Origin of the sequence: Pedobacter chinensis (genome assembly GCF_003339865.1) — a bacterium.
GTDB lineage: Bacteria > Bacteroidota > Bacteroidia > Sphingobacteriales > Sphingobacteriaceae > Pedobacter > Pedobacter chinensis.
This window is the reverse complement of the sequence record NZ_QPKV01000017.1, coordinates 1-22,382: the sequence shown is the minus strand read 5'-3', so window position 1 is coordinate 22,382 and position 22,382 is coordinate 1. Positions and strand designations below refer to the sequence as shown.

Sequence of the window (22,382 nt, the reverse complement as noted above, 5' to 3'; positions counted from 1 at the left end):
CGCATGGAAAAGAAATTATTATTAACATTTGCCTGCCTGATGTTTCTGGGCTTTTCGGCTTGTGAGAAGTTTGTACAAATAGCCCCGCCTAAAAACCAGGCCGAACTGAGTCGGATTTTCGAGAACGACCAGACTGCAGTAGCAGCCACTACAGGGCTGTACACGCAGTTAATTGCATCAAGCCTGCTCTTCTGCAATGGTGGAATGACAATTTATCCTGCATTATCGGCTGATGAACTCGTAAATGTAACTTCAAGCACTTTAACAGATTCTTTTAGAAATAATCAGTTGCTTGCTGATAATACAACAATCGGCAGCACCTTTTGGAGCAATCCGTATAAAAACATCTTTCACGCCAACGCGGTAATAGAGGGGTTGCAAAACTCATCTCAGGTCACGCCGAAATTAAAGGAACGTTTGTTGGCCGAAATGTTATACATCAGGGCGCTGCATCATTTTTACCTGCTTAATCTCTTTGGCAATGTTCCTTTGATCAATACCACCGACTATGAGAAAAATGGAAACATGGCCAGGGTAGAAGCCAGTGTTATTTTCCTGAATCTGATTAATGACCTGCTTAAGGCAAAGCTTTATCTTACCAACAATACAACAGAACAAAACCGGGTAAATAAAGAAACGGTTACCGCATTGCTGGCAAGAATTTATTTATACCAGGGCGATTGGCAAAATGCGGCCACACAGGCATCAGAAGTGCTGAACTCAGGAAAATATAGCCTGGAACCTTTGGTTGCCGTATTTTTAGCGGGTTCAAAAGAAGCGCTCCTCTCCCTTGCCAGGCCTGGCGCCAATACGGCAGAGGGCACAGCGCTGATTCCCTCATCAGCAACCACCCGCCCGGCTTATGTGATTAGTGATGCTTTAAATGATGCTTTCGAAAATGGCGATAACAGGAAAACCACCTGGTTGAAAAGCAATGTGGTATCAGGCATTACCTATACTCATCCTTTCAAGTACAAAATACGAACGGGCACTACCGTTACAGAGAATTATGTGGTGCAGCGCCTGGCCGAAGTATATCTTATTAGCGCAGAGGCAAAGGCACAACTCAATGATTTGGCAGGAGCCATAACAGATATAGATCGGATCAGGCAAAGAGCGGGCGTTCCGTTAATCAAGGCAACTCATCCTGCTATCGGCAAAGAGGCACTTTTAAAACTGATTATGAAGGAACGCCAGGTTGAACTTTTTTGTGAATGGGGCCATAGGTGGTTCGACCTTAAAAGAATGAACAAGGCAGATGAAATACTGGGCGTTGTAAAGGCACCTACCTGGAAGCCCGATGCTGTGCTTTATCCAATTCCTTTGGCAGAGTTACAGAAAAACCCCAATCTCACTCAAAATAGTGGCTATTTTAACTAATGCAATATGAAAAAATATTTTTGTTTAATTATTCTCATACCTGTTTTGATGAAGGCAAAGGCACAGGAAACCGGGAAAAATTATCCTGAGGTAGGAAAACCAATGCCTGGTTTTAAATTTAATGAAGTAATGTACTTCACAAAAGATACCGTAAGCAACAGTGATTTTGAAGGCCAGTGGCTGGTGCTGGATTGTTGGAACCGCTATTGTTCCTTATGCCTGAAAAAGATGCCCGCGCTTGATAAGATGAGAGAAACCTTTAATAAAAAAGTGATTTTTTTACTCGTGGGATATAACGGTTCCCGCTATACCAAACGCAGTGACGATACTGCAATTAGAAAGCTTTATGAAATGAACCGCTTAGATCAGCATTTAAACTTAGCAATTGCCTATGATTCGGTCATGTTCCACCAGTTTGACATTGGCCCTTGCCCATACATGATCATTGTTGACCCTAAAGGGATAGTGAGAGCAATTACAACCAGCCTTTCAGAACCCGACTTACATAACCTCATGGAAAACAAACCTGTTGTATTCAATAGGGCCTATAGGAGAGGAGAACGGATTTTAAAAGAATTAAAGTGAAACAAAGCCCGCAACAACTTTATGCTGCGGGCTTTATAATTATTCGATGGGTTTCTGAATTTTTGGTGTGCTTAAATCATCATTGGGAAAAACAGTGATCGGGGCTTCAAAGCCTCTTAAGCAATCCAATTCATCACCCTCCTCGCAGGGCGATTCAACAGCCTCTTGTTCCGCATAAGCGAAAACCGGCGTTCCACTTTTAATATAGCCATTTGGATGATTAACCATATCATCATAAGAAACCGAATACCAATAGCGAAGTGCCTTTTTATTCTGATTTTCGGTAGATTTAAATGCAGAACCGGCAAATACCAATGCCAATCCAAAAGCAACGGCCATTATACCTTTGCTTAAATTGCTGAATGTTATTTTCATGTTTGAGGAATGCTTTATTACTTTGAAAAAGCAAGCGAAAAAGTTGGTTAAAAATACCTCCTGTTAAAGGCAGGTGGTGAATGAAATGTAATGACTGCCTGAGCAAAGCCTCGCTTTCTCATGCGTTAATCAACTATCTTTGCCTGAAACCTCCTTTCCTGAAATGAAACAAGATGTAAATCATCATGATGAAGGGATAAGAAAACAAATTGAAGATCAGCTGACTGTGGCAGTTTAACATTTTTTAATGTACCTCTCCATGCACAGGCCACCTGATCAAAAACATTCAATAAAACCAAACCAATGTAAATGCTAAAAATCGCCGGCAACATCATAATGATATTTAAGACGGCTTTAGCTGAAATTTTTAAATTCTTCATCCCATCCTGATTTACAGGAACCAAATTAGGGCTTAATGCCAGGGCTTTAAACTTTGAAGGCAAAGGCAAAATCACTTTGCATGCACAGTTAACCAAAGGTGTATCTACAATATTTTGGCATATAGGCTACAGAAATAATCGTAGTTAAGGTGCAAATAATTGCAAATGTCTTTTCTGGAAATGAAATTAAGCTGATGGCGATATCTTTTGATCATCATCCGGATTTTTTGAGAAGCTGATTTTTCTTCCAGTAGCAATTGCCTGAATTCCTGCCCTTCATCATACTGCGCACACAGGGAAAAATAAATGGCCCTTAATTCCGGAAATTGTAAATAGAGCTGTACCAGTTCTTCAAAACCCAGATGGTACAGTTCACTATCCACGCAGGCTTTCAGGTAATAACCGGCATTGAGTTTTCGGGTAATCAGGCTATCGTTCGGAATGAGAAAATTAATGACTGAAGGCTTTTTCCTTGAAAATGTATTGTACTCTTTAAGGATGCCCGAGGATAGCCAGGCCAATTCTCCAGGCTTACGGTTAAAGCTTTCGCCTTTTTTGATTTGAGTAAAATGAAGCAGGCCGGTAATCACTGCCCAGGCTTCTGGCCGCACACTTCCGAATGACTGGAGGTGAACTTTTAGTTTTTCGAGATCGTTGTACATGATATTGAATCGAGAGCGTAATAAAATAACCGCCAGCCTTACACTGGTCATGGCCGCTGGCGGCTACTTTCAACATGTTTATTGATTTACCGGATAGGAAATAGTATACGTTAAACTTTCCTCATCATCAAAGCCGCCTTCATCCGAATAGCTGGCATCTGATTGTTTCTTCAGGTCGACCAATTTTCCTTTACCGTCCTTATCCCCGGCTGCACCCGCAGATTCAGGTTTGATCAATGTTATTGGCGAGCGCTTGATCAGAAAGCCTGGCGTAAGGGTCGCGGCCCGGTCAATAAAGCGATCGTCAATCTTTTGAAGGAAATCTAATTGGCTTGGGCTCAGCAAAAAATGATCATTAACCCACGATCTGAAATCCTGTGCTAAAGCGTAGGCTTGTCTTTCAAGTGCTTCATCAGGGAGTTGATAGAGCTCCTTCAACAACTTTTGAAAACCAGCCTCATTAAATGGAAATTTATTCATATTGTTTGAGGTTTAATGGTCATGCACCATGCACAACCATGTTCAAAACTATTCTAAGTAACCTGCTGATGAAAAAAATAAGGAATGGAATTGATTAAGTGGAGCAAAATAGTCAATAAGTGGTTTTAACCTGATGGATTGGAACCTGTACTCCTGCGTGGATTCGCAGGGCTTTTTTTTTCTCAAACTGATATTTTAAAATGCCAGAAATTGGAAAATACAAGCTGTTTAGCTTTATTTGTGAATGTTTTAATGGATTAATATGAATGTGAATGCATCTCCTACTAAAACATCCCTATATTTTTCTGGTTATACAAAAGCTATCGGAGCAGTGGTGGTTAGCATATCCCTCATTTTGCTAAGCACAGAGGAAACCTTTCTCGAACTGATTATCGTCCCTAAGTTTTATACCTCCTTATGCTTTGGTTTTCTAATTGCCATGTTGCTGATTGAATTTATCCATTGGATAAATGTACTCCTTGATCACATTTATTCCTGGCAACAATGGCAACGGCGAATCCCTTTACAGTTGATATTAGGCGTTTTGCCACTCATCTGTCTGGATTGGCTATTGGTGAAAGGTATGTACTTCATGGCACATGATAACTTTGAGGAAAGTGGTTTTACCGAGAAAATCTTACCCCTTAATACGGTTCTCATCTGCATGGCTCATTTATTGTTTTATTTGCGCCATCGGTATCTGGCAAACAAAGCTGCACAGGCTGCGTATTCCTTTACAACAACAAATCCCGCAGGCAATAAAACGGATGCACAGCTTGAAAATTTAACTCCGCAATCCAATAATAATGACAGCGTGACAAGTGGCGCGAACGAAGTCGAGACCGGGGTTCTGCAAACTTTTCCTGCTAAAGCACCAAAACCTGTAGCTACTTTTATCCATCACGGTTATTGGGCAGTGATGGAGGGTTCCATTCAGAACAAAAAGTATACGTATCCTGTTACTGAAATTGTTTGCATAGCCACAGCAAGCGTGTATGGCGATATTTATCTCAAAGACGGCAGAAACATAAACATGAAATTCAGAAAAAAGATCCTGCGGAAATGTCTTGATCCGGATATTTTTGTAGAAATAAAAGGTGGAATATTTTTTGCTTATGATGTAATTGCAGGGATTCAATCGCACGGCAAGGAAAACGTGGTAATTTTAAAAGAAGGCAACCGGTCAGACCTACCTGTGTCCATTAGCCGACGGTTCTTTCCCACATTTGAGGAGGGTTTTAGTGCATATCAGCGCAGAAAAAATTAGATTGTTAAAAAAAAATATTCTTTCCATCTTGGTGATATTAAATGTGTTAATTAAATTTAGGTTAATAATTGGTCATGGCGCAGCATTGGAAATTGCTTTCAAAACTGCCCGTCATTCTTTCTGGAATGTATAAAAAGCCTTTTTAAAAGGCATGAGCAGGTTGATAGCTAAAAACGCTCATATGAAAAAGATTGATACACTCATTAAAATCCTGTATAACATTTATCTTTTGCTAAAAAACCATCAGGATTACTGGTCGCTTTCTCATGTACCTTTCCCTGATGATGAACAGATGACGCGTCAGGAAGTAAAAGATTACCTGAAAATCAGTGAAAGCACCTACAAACGTAAAGTAAAAGACGGCACCTTAAAACCAATCAAAATGCCTGGTGGCGATCGCTTTTACAAAAGGGAGCTGCTTGCAGCTTTTCAGGAAAGTTACCGGAAAGGACGACTGTGATTTGTTTACCTGTTGTGGTGACCAGGTTAACCCCTGCTTAACCCTTTGTTAACCCTTTCTGTACCCTTTGTTAACCCTTTGCTTACCCCGGCTTAACCCAAATGGTTAAGAAACAGTTAAGAAAAGGTAGAGGATTAGATGAAAAGCACACTATTCACAACCAGAGAATGTACTGGCATGACACTTCATAATCTCTGTCGTACATCCCCTGGCAGACTAAGTGTTTAAAATAAAACATTGTTGAAACATTCATCATTGCGAACTGAAGAAAAGGCATGCGCATTGGAGTGAAGCAATCTTTTCAATGCTTCAATTGGGATTACATTGGTTAAACAGATTGCTTCGTCGTTCCTTCTCGCAATTGTAAAGGTCAGATAATTCGGTAACAGAATTAGCTTTAAAGAATAAAGCTAAAAGTTATGCGCAACATTAACAATGATCTGACTTTAAAACGGAATTACCTGAGTAAATATCGGTTTTTGATTAGCGAGTACGAGCAGTTGAAGCGTGGCGAGCATCCGCTTTTCAGGTTTGCCAAAGATTTTTATCTGGCTCATGATACGGATCCGAGGAGTTTCCTTAAGTATTACAATCGCTTTAAGCGATCGGGTAATGAATTGGATCTGTTGCCAGCCAAGCGTGGCCCCAAGTATGTCACGAGACGGCCTGCTCCTGATGATCAGGAATCGGGCAACTAATATCAGAAGCGGTGTTGATGGAAGAGATACAGGTTAAAAAAACACCTGGAGTCCGAAGACTGAGAACGGGCGTAATACCCGGAAAAGGATGGCCGCATTTTCCGGGATTAAATTCTCTGGCTACTGTGCCTGAACAAAAAGCGCTGATTGAACTTGCTCAAAAAGAACTTGGGGTTCGAGAGCGAACAGGAAAAAATGATGGCAAGCGGGTGGAGGAATACCTGCAATACGTAGGTTTTAATAAAGGAACGCCCTGGTGTGCTGCATTTGTGAGTTGGGTATTTGGTCAGGCGGGTTATCCTCAACCAAGAACGGCCTGGAGCCCTGCGCTTTTCCCATTGTCAAGGCAAACGCAGCATATTTCTCCGGCAATGGTATTCGGAATTTATTATTCAGCTTTAAAGCGAATTGCACATTGAGGCCTGATAGAAAAACAGGAAGGCCAATGGCTCATTACCATTGAAGGAAATACCACTATGGAAGGCAACAGAGATGGCGATGGGGTTTACCGAAAGCGAAGGTTAATAAAAAACATCAGATATTATGCCGATTGGTTTACCCGTGAAGAAAGCTTGAAAGAGAGAGGAGCTCACAACAAAACCACCCCTGCCAACGCACCACCCTTCACACCCCCCCTTAAAACAAGGAGGGGAATCTCCCCTCATGGCGCATCAGTGCCCCCTATCCGCCTATCGGCACCTTTCCCCTTGAAGGGAAAGGACTTATTGATTTTGGTTTTTCGCCTGCTGTTCATTGATGAAAAATTGTTGAAACACTTGTCATTGCGAACGGAAGAAAAGGCATGCGCATTGGAGTGAAGCAATCTTTCCAATGCTGCAATTGAGATTACGATGGTAAATGAATTGCTTCGTCGTGCCTCCTCGCAATAATAACCCATGTATGGAACTTGTTAGTAATAATCCATTCACAAAAAAATCATTTTTATTATATTTACGACTATGCAAAACCTAGCCCCATTAGCCGAAAGAATGCGTCCTCAAAATCTTGATGAATACGTTGGACAGAAACATTTGGTGGGTACAGGAGCCGTTTTACGCAAAGCGATTGAGAGCAGCCAATTGCCATCCATGATTTTTTGGGGACCTCCCGGAGTTGGTAAAACCACACTTGCTTATATTATTTCGCAAACTTTAGACCGGCCTTTTTTTAATTTAAGTGCGATCAATAGCGGAGTAAAAGATATTCGCGATGTAATTGATCGGGCAGCACAATTAAAAGACAGCTTTTTAGGTTTACCGATTTTATTTATTGATGAGATTCATCGTTTCAGCAAATCGCAACAGGATAGTTTGCTGGGCGCTGTAGAACGGGGTTTGGTTACTTTAATTGGCGCAACCACAGAAAACCCCTCCTTTGAAGTGATTTCCGCTTTGCTTTCCCGTTGCCAGGTTTACATTCTAAAATCACTAACCGAAGAAGAATTGGCCGGTTTATTGCAAACCGCTATCAAGAAAGATCCGGTTCTTGCGGAGAAAAAAATCGCGATAAAAGAACACGAGGCTTTGATTCGCCTATCGGGTGGCGATGCCCGTAAACTTTTAAATGTTTTGGAAATTGCAGTTAATGGCATTGGCGGGAATAAAATAACGCTTACCAATGAGAATGTTCTTGCGCATGCACAGCAAAACTTAGCCTTATACGATAAGGCCGGAGAGCAACATTATGATATCATTTCTGCTTTTATTAAATCCATCCGCGGCAGCGATCCAAATGCAGCGGTTTATTGGTTAGCCAGAATGATTGAGGGTGGCGAAGACCCTTTATTTATTGCCAGAAGGTTGCTGATTCTTTCCTCGGAAGATATTGGCAATGCCAATCCGAATGCTTTGCTCCTGGCTAACAACTGTTTTACGGCTGTTAATGTGATTGGTTATCCGGAGGCGAGGATTATTTTATCACAATGCGTAACCTATCTCGCAAGTTCGGCGAAAAGCAATGCCTCTTATGAAGCCATTAATCAGGCACAGGCACTGGTTAAGCAAACAGGGAATTTACCCGTTCCACTCCACATCCGGAATGCGCCTACCAAATTGATGAAAAATATCGGATATGGAAAAGACTATAAATACTCACATAGCTATGTAGGCAATTTTGAGGCTCAGGAATATTTTCCTGATGAGCTGAGCGGAACCAGACTTTACAATCCAGGTAAAAATCCGGCAGAAGAAAAGTTGCGGGAAAAGCTGAGACAAAACTGGAAAGACAAATACAATTATTAGTTGTAACATTTTAATCAAAACAAATACTAATTAACAGAACTAATACCTAAACTATTTATGTTGAATACCTTTTTAAGCCATCAATGGAAATCATTCTGGCGTTCACGGAACCGTGGCAGCAGCATTGCAGGTCAAATTGTTTTGGGCTTTTTCATGCTTTATTTTCTTGTGCTGGCACTCGGCGCTGGTTTCGGAATGCAATTTCTGCTGCCCAAAGTTTTCCCAAATCAAGATGTGATCAAAAGCTTTAACGGATTGATTCTTTATTATTTTGCCTTAGATTTTATTATGCGCCTGCAATTGCAGGAGTTGCCAACACTGAGCATCATTCCTTATCTGCATCTTCGGATTTCAAGAAGTAAAATCATTCGTTTTCTGAATATTAAGTCGCTGTTTTCTGCTTTCAACTTGTGGCCGTTCTTTATATTTCTGCCATTTTGCTTCATGAAAATCGCACCAGCTTATGGTGCTTTTTCAACGCTGATGTATATCGTTACCATACTTTCCATAATGGTTTTTAACAATTATCTGGCGCTTTATATTAAACGAAAATCGATCAGCAACGTGCTTTATACGCTATTTGGTTTATTGATTTTTGCTGCTTTTGCTGCGCTGGAATATTATAAAGTTATTTCAGTGATGGCAGCATCAGATTATGTTTTTAAAGCCATTGCATCAAAACCTTATATCGGTTTTGCCTCTACTCTGGCGGCCATAGCAATCTTCTATATCAATTCAGATTTTCTTCGTAAGAACTTATATACGGAAGAATTAAGCAGCAAGCAGGAGAAAAAAGCCAGTACCGATTACGCTTTTCTAAACCGCTTCGGTAAAGTTGGCGAACTTGCGGCTTTAGAGTTAAAATTAATTCTCCGGCATAAAAGATCACGTTCCTCAGTCATTATGGGATTCTTTTTCTTATTCTATGGGTTCATATTTTACAAGGAGAAAGCAATCAACAGAGATGCATTCGGGCAAATGATGTTCGGCGCCATCTTCATGACCGGAATCTCCATTATCATTTACGGCCAGTTTATGTTTGCCTGGCAAAGTGCCCACTTTGACGGGATACTTGCCAATAAAATCAATTTTAAAGATTTCATCAAAGCCAAATTTTTGCTCTTTACCATTGGCTGTACAGTGATTACTTTGCTTGCCAGTTTTTACGGGTTTTTAAGCCCTAAACTATTGCTTTTACATGCGGCGGCATATTTATACAACATTGGCTTTGGTACGGTCGTGGTACTTTATCTTGCCACGCTAAATTATAAGCGGTTAGATATCACAAAGGCCGCAAGCTTTAATTATCAGGGAACCGGTGCTACACAATGGCTTTTAATGTTTCCATATGCATTAACCCCGATATTGATTTATGTTCCGTTCGGGATGCTTGACAAACCTTACTGGGGTTTAATTGCTGTTTCTGTTTTCGGCCTTGCCATGTTACTGATGCGTGGGTTCTGGGTTAACTACATTGCAAAAAGATTAGAATTACAACGTTATAAAATAGCCGAAGGCTTTAGAGAATAATTATGATTTTAGAAATTAAAAATTTGAAAAAAGTTTATGGCGATAAAACCGTTGTAAACATTGAGCACGTACAAATAAGACAGGGCGAAACCATTGGTTTGGTAGGAAATAATGGTGCCGGGAAAACGACATTTTTCAGAATGCTTTTGGATTTGATTCGCCCGACCGAAGGAGAGGTTTTATCAAAAGGCGAAAATGTGATGCAGCACGATCAATGGAAAGACTATACCGCATCATTTTTAGATGAAGGTTTTTTAATTGATTATTTGACTCCAGAGGAATATTTTACTTTTATCGGAAGCTTAAACAACCTGAGTGCGGCCGATGTTGCGGCATATTTAACCCAATATGGGGAATTTTTTAATGGGGAAATTTTAAATAGTGGGAAATATATCCGCGATTTTAGTAAAGGGAACCAGAACAAGGTTGGCATTGCTGCGGCATTAATGCAAAAACCTGAGCTTTTAATTTTAGATGAACCTTTCGCCAACCTCGATCCTACAACGCAAATCCGTTTAAAGAAATTGCTGAAGGAATATCCCGGAAACATGACCACTTTTATTTCGAGTCACGATTTAAACCATGTTACAGATGTTTGTAACCGCATTATTTTAGTTGAAAAAGGACGAATAATTAAAGATTTTAAAACAGATGAAAATACACTAAAAGAGTTGGAGAGTTATTTTTCAGCATAACTTTGTACTAAGAATGATACAATATGAAAGAGCGCCAAATAAACTGTCGCTCTTTTTTTATGGACAGAAAGTATTCTATTTAGGGTTAAGAGTTATAATTATTAATAAAATGCTGTTTGATTATTTTTTGGCATCGTGTTTGAATATGAACCCGTAGAATTATAAATCTAGATTATTATGAGTATTTCAAAAGTAAGAATAGCAACATTAAGTATAGGATTAGCAGTAGGTTCAATAGCATTTCAAAGTTGTGATAGTTTAACTAAAACACAAAAAGGTGCTGGTATAGGTGCTGCTGCAGGTGGTGTGGTTGGTGCACTAATCGGGAAAAAAGCTGGTAACACAGCAGTAGGTGCATTAATTGGTGGTGCTATTGGTGGTACAGCCGGCGCATTTATTGGCCGTAGAATGGACAGACAGGCTGCAGAGATTCAAAAAGCGATTCCAAACGCAGAGGTTATTCGCGAAGGTGAAGGAATTATTGTGAAGTTTGATAGTGGTATTTTATTTGATTTTGATAAAACAGCTTTAAAAGATGCCGCAAAAACAAACATTCAAAGTTTAGCTTCATCGTTAAATCAGTATCCTGATACGGATATAAAAATTATTGGTCATACTGATAGCAAAGGAACAGAAGTTTATAATCAAGGTTTATCTGAAAGAAGAGCAGCAGCTGTAAAGGCTTATGCTGTTTCTCAAGGTGTTCCCGGATCAAGATTAGTAACTATTGGTAAAGGTTTTTCAGAACCAATTGCCGATAATGAAACTGAAGCAGGACGCGCTCAAAACCGTCGTGTGGAAATTGTAATCGTAGCAAACGATCAGTTAAAAGAAACTGCGAAAAGCCAAGGATAATCCAGGCAATTACCCTCTACCTATGAGGTCATTATATATCCAACCCCAGTGCAAAACACTGGGGTTTTTTAGTTTGATTTGCGGTTAATCTCTTAAATTTTACCGCAAAGAATTGAAGTGAAACCAGACAAGAGGGCGATAAATAACCACAGCGTACACCGGGAAAGGCACAGCGTACACAAAGTTTATACTGTCTCTCTTCGTGCGCTCTGTGAAAAACTTTGTGGCCTCTGTGGTAAAAAAAATGGCTTTGTGCCCTTTGCGAAAAACTTTGTGCCCTTTGCTGTTATCTCAATAATGGAAACATCTTTATGTTTTACCGCAAAGAATTCAAGTGAAACCGCAAAGAACGCCAAGGCAGATGGGCGATGAATAACCACAGAGCGCACCGAGAAAGACACAGAGTACACAAAGTTTATACTGTCTTTCTTCGTGCGCTCTGTGAAAACCTTTGTGTTCTCTGTGGTAAAAAAATGGCTTTGTGCCCTTTGCGAAAAACTTTGCGCCCTTTGCGGTTAATTTTTTCTCTGTAAAAAGAAAACCGAAAAACTTTTGCGGCTAATCTTAAGAATAAATATCTTCGAAATAACTAACCACCAGTGATTTCATGAGCATTTCCTGCTCCAGCATGGTGTAAGGCGGAATAGCTTTTATTAATTTCCAGTGTGGCCAGCCATCCTGATCCAGTCCTTCCAGTTCGTAAAAACCCATTTCGCTTAGCAGGCGACAGGTTGCAATATGCATTAATTCTTCTTTTTGGCGCTTACTGTATTTTTTAGGGCCTTTCCCTAATTCCTGAACGCCGATCAGGAAAAGCATTACTTTTAAATCAGGAAATTCAGAATCAAATTCTTTTGATATTCTTTCTTGTAAAACTTTCCACTTAGCATTAATCTCTGATGGTTTCATGATGGCAAAGATAGTGTTAAAAGAAACAAGCTGAAAGATTAAAGCCGAAACGGAAAGTTTGACGATAAAACGTAAAACTTTAAATCTTCGGGCTTTCGAAGTTTTCATAAAAGGTAATTTTCTTTACATTTATAACCTATGGATACAAATTCTAATAAAATTATTGCAACTGGAATACTGTCTTACGGAATGTCGGGAAAAGTGTTCCATGCGCCATTTTTAAATGCACATCATGGATTCAATTTAAAGGCCGTTGTAGAGCGCAGTAAAAAAAATGCAGTAAATGATTATCCGGATATTATAAGCCACAACAGCATTGATGAGTTATTGAATGATGAGGAGATTGAGCTGGTGGTGGTTAATACACCGAACTACCTTCACTATGAACACTCAAAGGCTGCGCTAAAAAAAGGCAAACATATTTTGGTTGAGAAACCTTTTACAGCTACTTCAGCCCAGGCCAAAGAATTATTTGAATTGGCAGATCAGGTTGGAAAGCAAATCATTTTTTATCATAACCGCCGTTGGGACAGTGATTTCAAATCCGTTATAAAAGTATTGGAAAGTGGCAAACTTGGCAAATTAATTGAAATGCATCTGCGCTATGATCGTTATAGAAATGTAATCGGACCAAAAACATTTAAAGAAGAAGCTATAGAAGCAAGCGGTTTGCTTTACGATTTAGGGCCACACCTCCTGGATCAGGCCATTAGTTTATTTGGCAGGCCATTAAGTTTTCATAAAGTGCTCGGAAAAAACAGAGTGGGCACTCAGGTGGATGATTATTTCAGCATTCAACTGAGTTATCCGGATAGCCTGTTTGTTTTTATAACCTCGAGCATGTTGGTGGTTAATCCTCAGGCAGCCTTTGTTCTGCACGGCGTTAACGGAAGTTATATTAAACAGAAAGCTGATGTTCAGGAAGATCAACTATTAACCGGCATGAAACCTACTGACGAAGGATACGGAATCGAGCCTGAAGAAAAACAGGGTTTGTTAACTACAATAGATGCGAAAGGAAATAAGACTGAAACCATTATTCCATCAGAAAGCGGCGGCTATATGGCCCTTTTTGAGTCTGTTTACCAGGCATTGGCGAACCAAAAGCCTTATCCCGTTAAAAGAGATGATATCCTGATCCAATTGGAGATTTTAGAACATTGATGGTTTAATCGATGGTTAAAAGGCGTGTAAGTTTTATACGCTTATAATATATAATCTGTACTGAAGCATTAATTATCTTAAGTTCATCCGTTCACAAATTACCAATATGAATTCGCTGCCATTCGCTTACCTGATCCCAATTTTTTTAATTGCACTTTACCTGATTCTGAAAAAAAAGAAGCCTAAAATTGATCCGTTAACAGATACAGATAAAAAAATTCTGGATGATTATGTAAGCTATTACCATCATTTGGATTCGACAGATAAATTAAGGTTTGAACAAAAGGTGGCAGAATTTTTTGCCACGGTAAGGATTGAGCCTGTAGGCCTGGAAATGACCACCCTTGATGAACTTCTGATTGCTTCAAGTGCTGTTATCCCAATTTTCGGTTTTGCAGATTGGCAATATAAAAATCTGAGCAGCGTATTATTATATCCCGATACTTTTGATAAAGACTTTCAGTTTGAAGGTGGCGAAAGAAGCATTATGGGAATGGTTGGCAGTGGCTACATGAACGGACAGATGATTTTATCACGGTCAGCCCTGCGACATGGATTCTCTAAAAGTGCAGGCAAAGAAAACACAGCCATTCACGAATTTGTACACCTGTTAGATAAATCTGATGGTGCAACAGATGGCGTTCCCGAAAATTTGATGGCGCACGAATATACCTACCCCTGGATTAAGATGATGCATGAAGAAATGGAAAAAATAGAAGATAACAAATCTGATATTAATCCCTATGCCATTACCAGTGAAGCAGAATTTTTTGCCGTGGTATCAGAATATTTCTTCGAGAAACCAGATCTTTTAAAAGATAAACACCCGGATTTATACCATCAGTTAAGCCGCATATTTGCACAACAACCTGCCAAATAATAGTATTCACAATAACATCATTGCTCTATGAAATCAGCTAAATTATTAATTCTATTTTCGTTTTTGCTGGTTTCAGTAAACGCTTTCGCCCAGAAAACCTATGTGTTAAAACAAAACCTGCCAATTGGTAAGAAATATGATTTCTCTATGGTTTCTGATCAAATCATCAATCAAACCATTAGTGGTCAGAAAATAAACCTGAAGCAAAACATAGGTACTGATTACACTTTCGATATTCGTAACGGAGATAATCTGGAGAAAGATATAGAAGTGATCTACAACCGGATTTTTATGACATCATCGGCAATGGGCAACACCATGTCTATGGATTCAAATGATCCGGATACGACCAAACAAAATCCATTTCGGGGAATAAAGGGTGCGGCTTTTCGCATGGTGATGGAGCCGAACGGAACAATCAGGTCATTAATCGGTATTGATCAAATGCTTACATTAATGGCCTCAAAGATGTCTAAAGATTCGGCTGTTGTTAATAGTTTAAAGGCTTCATTGGCTAAGCAATTTAATACCGAAGGGATGAAACAAACGATGGAATCATCGCTAAAAATCTATCCTGATAAACCGGTAAAGATTGGTGACAGCTGGACAGTTGATACCAGGATGCAGATGACAATGCCAATTGAAACCATTACAAAATATACCCTGAAAGCAGTTAAAGATGGCGTTGCATACCTGAATATTGCAGGTACATTGATTTCTAAAGGCAACTTTGAAACAATGGGGAACAAGATGGAAACCAATTTAACAGGCACCAATTCAGGCGATGCTGAACTGGACATCAAAACAGGTTTAATACTAAAAAGTCATTTGAGAATGAGTTTGGCCGGCACAATGACTGCCCAGGGACAAGTTATTGATTTTGAACTGCAAGGTATTAATAAAATAACAGGTAAAGAGATTCAGTGATTTTAAGTTTCTGTATCCTGGTATCGTCTAGAAGTTTTTAAAAGATTATTGGCGTTTCCTGTGCCGGAGAATGCGTAACAGAAATTTGTTTTACGCAAGGAGCATAGCACACTGGTGTCATTTCCACGCAGGCGGAAACCTTAAAGCTTTCGCTGTTTGGCTGTCGCTATTGGGTTGAGGGTGGATTTGGCAACCAGTTCTTTTTACGAGTCCTTTCCCTTCAAGGGGAAAGGTGCCGATAGGCGGATAGGGGGTACTGATACGCAAGGAGGGGAGATTCCCCTCCTTGTTTTAAGGAGGGGGTGTGAAGGGTGGTGCGTTGGCAGGGGTGGTTTTGTTCCATTCCATCGTCATTGCTACGAGGCACGACGAAGCAATCTGTTTTGCCAATGAGTTTTTTGAGCTTCCTCGCCGCCGGAAGGGCTCTAAACTTTGTCTTGACACAAAGTTTAACAAAAGTCAAGGCTTGGCCCCCTCCCCAGCCCTCCCCTTAAAGGGAGGGAGCTATTTATTAATGTCAAAGCTTTTAGATCGGAAGCACAAGGCCCGAAGAAAAATCGGGCGTTCGCGCTGCCTTGAGCAGTGGTAGCATTAACATTTCTGCAAAAGCTTTAACGTTTTCTCCTTCCATCATTTCCTATGCCGGAGGACAGGGCGCAGAACCAGGCATCTCTTATAGGTTCATCTATAAGTCGTCATTGCTGAGGAGGCACAACTAAGCAATCTGTTTAACCAATGCAATCCCAATTGCAGTATTAAGATTGCTTCACTCCAACGCACATCCTTTTTCTTCCGTTCGCAATGACGAGTGTTTCAACAAAATTTGTCTTAACCCTCAATGGCAACAGCATGTTATCAAAACCTACCACGAGTTATTGATTCCCGTCGTTCTGCCTCGCCATGACAACGGATCTTACAAACTTCCGGTAAGTGCAACTAAAAACTCCGTAGGAATTTCGATATGTGGAATATGTCCGCAGGCCTCAAATTCAATGATTTTTGCTCCGGGAATTTTTGCGGCAGTTTGCCTGCCCAAAAACCTGTACTGGCCGTGTAAAACTTGCTGATCTGGAGTTAAAAGCCCTTTTCCGACTATGGTTTTATCTTCCTTGCCAATGAACAAAACCGTTGGCACTTTCAAATTCTGGAATTCGTAAACAACAGGTTGCTCATAAATCATGGTAAAAGTCATGGCAGCCACCATTGCCCAACGTGGATAGTCGACACTGAAAGTAACTCCTCCGGCAATGTTAACCAGGTATTCGTACTCAGGTTTCCAATAAGTAAAATAAGAGCTTTGGTAATATTTCCGAACACTTTCGGCAGTGGTTTTTAACTCGGTTTGATATTGTTGAGCCGTATTAACATAGGGTACGAAAGTTTTATAATCTTCCAGTCCTATTGGATTTTCGAGCAGTAATTTTTCAGTTTTTTCAGGATAAAGCAATGCGAAGCGGGTAGCTAACATTCCACCCATGCTATGGCCTAAAACAACTGTTTTCTGGATGCCTAAAGTATCCAACAACTTTTTATTCCAGGCGGCCATTTGATGAAAACTATAATGGATGAAGGGTTTTGATGATTTCCCGAAACCAATTTGATCAGGTACAATTACCCGATAGCCAATATCAGTCAGCGCCTTGATCACATTTCCCCAATAGTAACCACCAAAGTTTTTCCCATGAAATAAAATGGCTGTTTTCCCATTTGCCGTTTTAGTTGGTGCCACATCCATATAAGCCATTTTAATATCTTGTCCCGCTGTGGTTATCGGCAAAAATTTAACAGGGTAAGGGTATTTTACATTTTCCAGATTAATGGAAAGCGTATCAATTTTTTGCGCTTTTGAAGACGTTAAAAGAAACAGTGAAACAGCAAGTAAAAGGAGAAATCTCTTCATGTTAAAATTATTTAGTGCTATTGTTGATAGCTAATCCGACTAATTTAATACTTATTTATACTTTTGACCAACCAAATAGAATTAAAAACCATGCCCGTTTTTCATATTAGCGAACAACCTTTAACACTGGACGTTTTAACAGAGATCATTTCAAAGAATAAATCAATTGCATTAAATGCCGTTGCCACTGAACGCATTGAAAAATGCAGAAACTATCTTGACAACAAATTAAAGCAACATAATGAACCTGTATATGGAATAAATACAGGCTTTGGTTACTTGCAGAATGTTAAGGTGGAAGACGAAAATTTAACCAAACTGCAACATAATTTGCTGCTTTCTCATGCTTGCGGAACCGGCGAAGAGGTACCTGCGGAGATTGTAAAGTTAATGTTGCTATTGAAAATTCAATCGCTGAGCTATGGTTATTCAGCCATTGCATTGCAAACTGTACAACGGTTAGTGGATTTTTATAATCATGATATTTTACCAGTTGTTTACACGCAGGGCTCTTTAGGTGCCTCTGGCGATTTAGCACCGTTGGCACATTTGGCATTGCCATTAATCGGTGAAGGCGAGGTTAATTACAATGGGAAGAAACTCAAAACCGCTGATCTTTATGCACAGCTGAACTGGCATCCATTGTCTCTTCATTCAAAGGAAGGTTTGGCTTTAATAAACGGCACACAGTTTATGAGTGCTTATGGTGTTCATATTTTATCGAAAACTCAAAACCTCAGTAATTGGGCTGATGTAATAGCCGCAATTTCCATCGATGCCTTTGATTGTAGAATAGATCCTTTTGATCGTTTAAGTCATGAAATCAGACCGCACAAGGGGCAGTTGGAAACTGCAAAAAAAATAAAGGATTTATTAAGCGGGAGCGAACTCATTGCCTGCGGAGGAAAACAAACGCAAGATCCTTACTCGTTCCGTTGCGTTCCGCAAGTACATGGAGCGAGCAAAGATGCGATAGCTTATGTATGCTCAGTTTTTGAAACCGAGATTAATTCGGTAACAGATAATCCTAATGTTTTTCCAGATGAAGATCGCATTATTTCTGCGGGAAATTTCCACGGACAACCACTTGCCCTGAGCTTAGATTTTCTATGCATTGCCTTGGCCGAACTGGGTTCTATTTCAGAAAGAAGGGTTTTTCAATTGATTTCAGGACAAAGAAATTTGCCGCCATTTCTCATTAAAGATGCCGGACTGAATTCTGGCCTGATGATTACTCAATACACCGCAGCATCAATTGTAAGTGAAAATAAACAGCTTTGCACTCCTTCTTCAGTCGACAGTATTGTAAGCAGTAACGGGCAGGAAGATCATGTGAGCATGGGCGCAAATGGTGCTACAAAATGCTTGCGGGTGGTTAAAAACCTAGAGAATATTCTGGCTATTGAACTTTTAACTGCTACGCAGGCTTTGGATTTAAGAAAACCGCTAAAATCATCATCTGAAATTGAAAAGGTTGTTTCGGCTTATAGAAAGGCCGTGAGCTTTAATGATGCCGATCGAATATTGGCTGATGATATAAAGAAATCAGTATCATTCATCAATCGATACCAAACTAAATAACCTTATTAAAATTTGAAAAGGCAATCCCACAAATATTTTTTATAACCTCTTTGTAAAATCTGAGTTTAATATCTGTTGCATTAAAACATCCTTAACATTCGGATTGTATGTTTGTAGAAAAACCAGATAAAAAAAATGGATAAGAACTGGGCGTACCTGATGAGCAGATTGGCAATTGGTTTGAGTTTTTTCGGACATGGTTTGGTTCGTTTACCGAAGCTTGCCAATTTTAGCCATTGGATGACCGGACAGTTTTCCAAATCATTTTTACCCGAAGTCCTGGTTATTCCCTTCAGCTACATTTTACCCTTTGCTGAGTTTATTGCCGGAACACTGATCATTTTAGGGTTATTTACCAGGCAAGGCTTATTACTTGCCGGTTTAATTTCTTTGATGCTGATTTTTGGAACAACCTTGATTGAAAACTGGGAAGCTTTACCTTCTCAGCTTATTCATGTCGCATTTTTATCGGTCTTATTAGCTTACCTGCCGCTAAATAGCTACGCAGTTGATCACATTATTAAAAAATAATTATGGAATACAGAAAAATTGGAAATTCGGATTTAGAACTATCAGTAATCACTTTCGGTGCCTGGGCAGCTGGCGGTTGGATGTGGGGAAGCACCGACAGAAACGATGCCATTAATGCTATAAAGGCAGGTTACGATTTAGGTGTCACTTCAATTGATACTGCACCCATTTACGGGCAAGGCGATAGCGAAGAAATTGTTGGCGATGCCATCAAAGGAATTTCCAGAGATAAACTCCAGATTGTAACAAAATTTGGAATGCGCTGGGATTTAGCCAAAGGCGAATTGGCAATGAAATCCAAAAACAATAATGGTCAGGATATTGATGTTTATAAATATGCCGGCAAAGAAAGTGTGATTTATGAATGTGAGCAATCTTTAAAGCGTTTAGGAACTGATTATATCGATTTGTATCAAATCCATTGGCCAGACCTCACTACACCAATTAGTGAAACTTTCGAGGCCGTTGGCCGATTAATTGAACAAGGAAAGGTTCGTTATGCAGGGGTTTGCAATTACAATGCAGCGCAATTAAAAGAGGCCGATCAAACTTTGGAAATCGTTTCCAACCAGATTCCTTTTAGCATGGTAAACCGTGGCGTAGAAGATGAAACTGTTCCTTATTGCATCGAAAAAAATAAAGCTGTTTTAGCTTATAGTCCTATGGAAAGAGGCTTGTTAACGGGTAAAATGACTGCTGGCTATAAATTTGAAGAAGGAGATCATCGCCAGGGAAGTAAATTCTTTACACCCGAAAGTATCGAAAAAACGAATGCATTTCTAGCTAAAATTAAACCTTTGGCTGATGAAAAAAATGCCACTTTATCACAGTTGGTTTTACGTTGGACGGTGGAACGGCCAGGCATTACCATTGCACTTGTTGGTGCCAGAAATGAGAAACAATCAATCCAGAATGCAGAGGCAATTAATGTAAAGTTAAGTGCTGAAGAAATTGAGTTGATCAATACTGAATTGAAAAACGCAGGTTTTTAATATTCAACCGCAAAGAAAAGAAGGAATGCGCAAAGTACACAGAGGCTAAGGTCTTTTATTTCTTTGCGAAAAAACTTTGTGTCTTTTGCGGTTAAACAAACAATATATGTCGAAATTATTCTCTCCTTTTACCATAAAGGATGTAACCTTAAAAAATAGAATTGTAATCTCGCCAATGTGCCAATATTCGGCTGTTGATGGTTTCGCCAACGATTGGCATTTGGTTCACTTAGGAAGCCGCGCTGTTGGCGGTGCGGGTTTAATCATACAAGAAGCTTCTGCGGTTACTCCCGACGGAAGAATTACCTATGCAGATTTAGGAATCTGGAAAGATGAACACATTGCAAAATTAAAACAAATCGTTTCTTTTATTCACGAAAATGGTGCAATTGCAGGTATACAACTGGCACATGCTGGCAGAAAAGCAAGTTGTGAAGTGCCATGGAAGGGTGGCGAACAGATTTCCGGTGGAGAAAACAGCTGGAAGCCTGTAGGTCCATCTCCCATTCCTTTTAAACAGGGACAAGTTGAGCCACATGAATTAAGCATTGCTGAAATTCAGGATATTATTTTCGCTTTCAGAGCTGCGGCAAAAAGAGCTTTGGATGCAGGTTATAAAGTAGTGGAAATTCATGCTGCACATGGTTATTTGTTACACGAGTTTTTTAGTCCGCTGAGCAACAAACGAACCGATGTTTATGGCGGGAGCTTTGAAAATCGGATTCGCCTGGTAATCGATGTGGTAGAAGCCATTCAATCTGTATGGCCTGAAAATCTACCGCTGTTTGTGCGCATCTCTGCAACAGACTGGACGGAGAATGGATGGAATGAAAATGATTCCCTTCAATTGGCTGCGGTTTTAAAAGATAGAGGAGTAGATTTAATTGACACCTCATCAGGTGGAAATGTTCCTGATGCCTTTATTCCTGCCGGACCAAATTACCAGGTTCCTTTTGCAGATAAAATTAGAAATGAAATTGGAATTTATACTGGTGCCGTTGGTGTTATTATTGATCCTCATCAGGCAGAAGATATTCTTCAATCAGATAAAGCAGATTTAATTTTCATTGCCCGTGAATCATTGCGTGATGCTTATTTCCCAACACATGCCGCACAAGTTTTAGGCGATGATATAGAATGGCCCAATCAATATGTAAGGGCAAAACGGGAGGTTTTTAAGAAAAAAGTGTAATGTGTAGGAGTATAAAACTGGCTGTTGCCAGTTTATATTCCTCGTTATCGGGTGTTGACGCAAAGACCTTGACACTGGTGTCATTTCCGCGCAGGCGGAAATCTTGAAGTTTTCGCTATAGGTGCAAAAACCGATCATTCCTATAAGTCGTCATTGCGAGGAAGTATGACGAAGCAATCTATTTTGCCAATGAGTTTTTGGAGCTTCCTCGCCGCCGGAAGGGCTCCTACCTTTTTCTTGATAAAAAGGTAGCCAAAAATCAAGGCTTGGAACTGATGTCGGCTATGCTCGCCGAAACTTTAATGGCAACAGCGGATGAGGTCCGATGAAGGATCGGACTGACCGCTGTTTTGTGCCTGCAAATTCGAATGGAACTGCACAGGTTTCAACGGCCTATCCTTCCATCATTTCCTAGGCCGGAGAACAGGGCGCAGAACCAGGCATCTCTTATAGGTTCATCTATAAGTCGTCATTGCGAGGAGGCACGACGAAGCAATCCGTTTTGTCATGCAATCCCAATTGCAGTATTGGAAAGATTGCTTCACTCCAACGCACATACCTTTTCTTCAGTTCGCAATGACGAGTGTTTCAACAATTTTTCATCAGTGAACAGCATGCGAAAAACCAAAATCAATAAGTTCTTTTTACGAGTCCTTTCCCTTCAAGGGGAAAGGTGCCGATAGGCGGATAGGGGGATTT

The 22,382-nt window shown here is 40.0% G+C and carries 23 protein-coding genes; 17 read left to right on the top strand and 6 right to left on the bottom strand.

The annotated features are described in order from the left end of the window. The first annotated feature begins 3 nt into the window (after positions 1-3). The gene (locus DU508_RS23180; protein ID WP_115405053.1) at positions 4-1,380 is read left to right on the top strand and encodes a RagB/SusD family nutrient uptake outer membrane protein; all 1,377 of its coding nucleotides are present in this window, start codon (positions 4-6) and stop codon (positions 1,378-1,380) included. A 6-nt stretch (positions 1,381-1,386) separates the two neighbouring features. Further along, positions 1,387-1,965 carry a TlpA family protein disulfide reductase gene (locus DU508_RS23175; RefSeq protein ID WP_115405052.1) on the top strand — a complete coding sequence of 193 codons (579 nt, stop codon included), beginning with the start codon at positions 1,387-1,389 and terminating at the stop codon, positions 1,963-1,965. A gap of 39 nt (positions 1,966-2,004) precedes the next feature. On the opposite strand, the gene DU508_RS23170 is transcribed toward DU508_RS23175, so the two are convergent. The 4 genes from DU508_RS23170 to DU508_RS23155 all read right to left on the bottom strand — a co-directional run bounded on the left by DU508_RS23170 (position 2,005) and on the right by DU508_RS23155 (position 3,862). Further along, positions 2,005-2,340, bottom strand: coding sequence for a hypothetical protein (locus DU508_RS23170; protein WP_115405051.1), 336 nt, complete (start codon positions 2,338-2,340; stop codon positions 2,005-2,007). Between the two features lie 125 nt (positions 2,341-2,465). Further along, entirely contained in the window at positions 2,466-2,720 is a 255-nt protein-coding gene (locus tag DU508_RS23165; RefSeq protein ID WP_147273678.1) for a hypothetical protein, read from the bottom strand. Positions 2,721-2,824: 104 nt separating this feature from the next. After that, positions 2,825-3,382, bottom strand: a complete 558-nt coding sequence (locus DU508_RS23160) for a cyclic nucleotide-binding domain-containing protein (protein ID WP_115405049.1) — start codon at positions 3,380-3,382, stop codon at positions 2,825-2,827. A 78-nt stretch (positions 3,383-3,460) separates the two neighbouring features. Further along, complete coding sequence (locus DU508_RS23155) at positions 3,461-3,862, bottom strand: hypothetical protein (protein WP_115405048.1); 402 nt, start codon at positions 3,860-3,862, stop codon at positions 3,461-3,463. Between the two features lie 262 nt (positions 3,863-4,124). Here DU508_RS23155 and DU508_RS23150 point away from each other — a divergent pair, with 262 nt between their 5' ends. The 8 genes from DU508_RS23150 to DU508_RS23115 all read left to right on the top strand — a co-directional run bounded on the left by DU508_RS23150 (position 4,125) and on the right by DU508_RS23115 (position 11,607). Next, positions 4,125-5,129 (top strand): hypothetical protein, encoded by a 1,005-nt coding sequence (locus DU508_RS23150; RefSeq protein ID WP_115405047.1) that lies wholly within the window; start codon positions 4,125-4,127, stop codon positions 5,127-5,129. Between the two features lie 181 nt (positions 5,130-5,310). After that, positions 5,311-5,589, top strand: a complete 279-nt coding sequence (locus DU508_RS23145) for a helix-turn-helix domain-containing protein (protein ID WP_115405046.1) — start codon at positions 5,311-5,313, stop codon at positions 5,587-5,589. Between the two features lie 419 nt (positions 5,590-6,008). Beyond that, entirely contained in the window at positions 6,009-6,287 is a 279-nt protein-coding gene (locus DU508_RS23140) for a hypothetical protein (RefSeq protein WP_115405045.1), read from the top strand. A 17-nt stretch (positions 6,288-6,304) separates the two neighbouring features. Continuing rightward, entirely contained in the window at positions 6,305-6,706 is a 402-nt protein-coding gene (locus DU508_RS23135; protein WP_199562774.1) for a C40 family peptidase, read from the top strand. Positions 6,707-7,246: 540 nt separating this feature from the next. Further along, a complete protein-coding gene (locus DU508_RS23130) occupies positions 7,247-8,527 on the top strand; it encodes a replication-associated recombination protein A (protein ID WP_115405044.1) in 1,281 nt (426 codons plus the stop codon). Positions 8,528-8,584: 57 nt separating this feature from the next. Beyond that, a complete protein-coding gene (locus DU508_RS23125; RefSeq protein WP_115405043.1) occupies positions 8,585-10,057 on the top strand; it encodes a DUF5687 family protein in 1,473 nt (490 codons plus the stop codon). A gap of 2 nt (positions 10,058-10,059) precedes the next feature. Then, positions 10,060-10,752 (top strand): ABC transporter ATP-binding protein, encoded by a 693-nt coding sequence (locus tag DU508_RS23120; RefSeq protein WP_115405042.1) that lies wholly within the window; start codon positions 10,060-10,062, stop codon positions 10,750-10,752. Positions 10,753-10,929: 177 nt separating this feature from the next. After that, positions 10,930-11,607 carry an OmpA family protein gene (locus DU508_RS23115; protein ID WP_199562773.1) on the top strand — a complete coding sequence of 226 codons (678 nt, stop codon included), beginning with the start codon at positions 10,930-10,932 and terminating at the stop codon, positions 11,605-11,607. 564 nt (positions 11,608-12,171) lie between these two features. Here the strand turns inward: DU508_RS23115 and DU508_RS23110 are convergent. Then, the gene (locus DU508_RS23110; RefSeq protein WP_115405074.1) at positions 12,172-12,516 is read right to left on the bottom strand and encodes a hypothetical protein; all 345 of its coding nucleotides are present in this window, start codon (positions 12,514-12,516) and stop codon (positions 12,172-12,174) included. Between the two features lie 138 nt (positions 12,517-12,654). Here DU508_RS23110 and DU508_RS23105 point away from each other — a divergent pair, with 138 nt between their 5' ends. The 3 genes from DU508_RS23105 (at position 12,655) to DU508_RS23095 (ending at position 15,487) form a co-directional block, all read left to right on the top strand. Further along, entirely contained in the window at positions 12,655-13,680 is a 1,026-nt protein-coding gene (locus DU508_RS23105; RefSeq protein WP_115405040.1) for a Gfo/Idh/MocA family oxidoreductase, read from the top strand. Between the two features lie 106 nt (positions 13,681-13,786). Continuing rightward, on the top strand, positions 13,787-14,560 hold the full coding sequence (locus DU508_RS23100; protein WP_115405039.1) for a M90 family metallopeptidase: 774 nt from the start codon (positions 13,787-13,789) through the stop codon (positions 14,558-14,560). A 27-nt stretch (positions 14,561-14,587) separates the two neighbouring features. Beyond that, positions 14,588-15,487, top strand: coding sequence for a DUF6263 family protein (locus DU508_RS23095; RefSeq protein WP_115405038.1), 900 nt, complete (start codon positions 14,588-14,590; stop codon positions 15,485-15,487). Between the two features lie 913 nt (positions 15,488-16,400). On the opposite strand, the gene DU508_RS23090 is transcribed toward DU508_RS23095, so the two are convergent. Next, positions 16,401-17,387 carry an alpha/beta fold hydrolase gene (locus DU508_RS23090; RefSeq protein ID WP_115405037.1) on the bottom strand — a complete coding sequence of 329 codons (987 nt, stop codon included), beginning with the start codon at positions 17,385-17,387 and terminating at the stop codon, positions 16,401-16,403. A 63-nt stretch (positions 17,388-17,450) separates the two neighbouring features. On the opposite strand from DU508_RS23090, the gene hutH reads away from it, so the two are divergent. From hutH to namA, 4 genes are all read left to right on the top strand, one after another. Beyond that, positions 17,451-18,968, top strand: a complete 1,518-nt coding sequence (hutH, locus tag DU508_RS23085; protein WP_233509716.1) for a histidine ammonia-lyase — start codon at positions 17,451-17,453, stop codon at positions 18,966-18,968. A 135-nt stretch (positions 18,969-19,103) separates the two neighbouring features. After that, complete coding sequence (locus tag DU508_RS23080) at positions 19,104-19,499, top strand: DoxX family protein (protein ID WP_115405035.1); 396 nt, start codon at positions 19,104-19,106, stop codon at positions 19,497-19,499. 2 nt (positions 19,500-19,501) lie between these two features. Beyond that, on the top strand, positions 19,502-20,491 hold the full coding sequence (locus tag DU508_RS23075) for an aldo/keto reductase (RefSeq protein WP_115405034.1): 990 nt from the start codon (positions 19,502-19,504) through the stop codon (positions 20,489-20,491). Positions 20,492-20,597: 106 nt separating this feature from the next. Beyond that, a complete protein-coding gene (gene namA, locus DU508_RS23070; protein ID WP_115405033.1) occupies positions 20,598-21,683 on the top strand; it encodes an NADPH dehydrogenase NamA in 1,086 nt (361 codons plus the stop codon). Positions 21,684-22,382 lie beyond the last annotated feature (699 nt).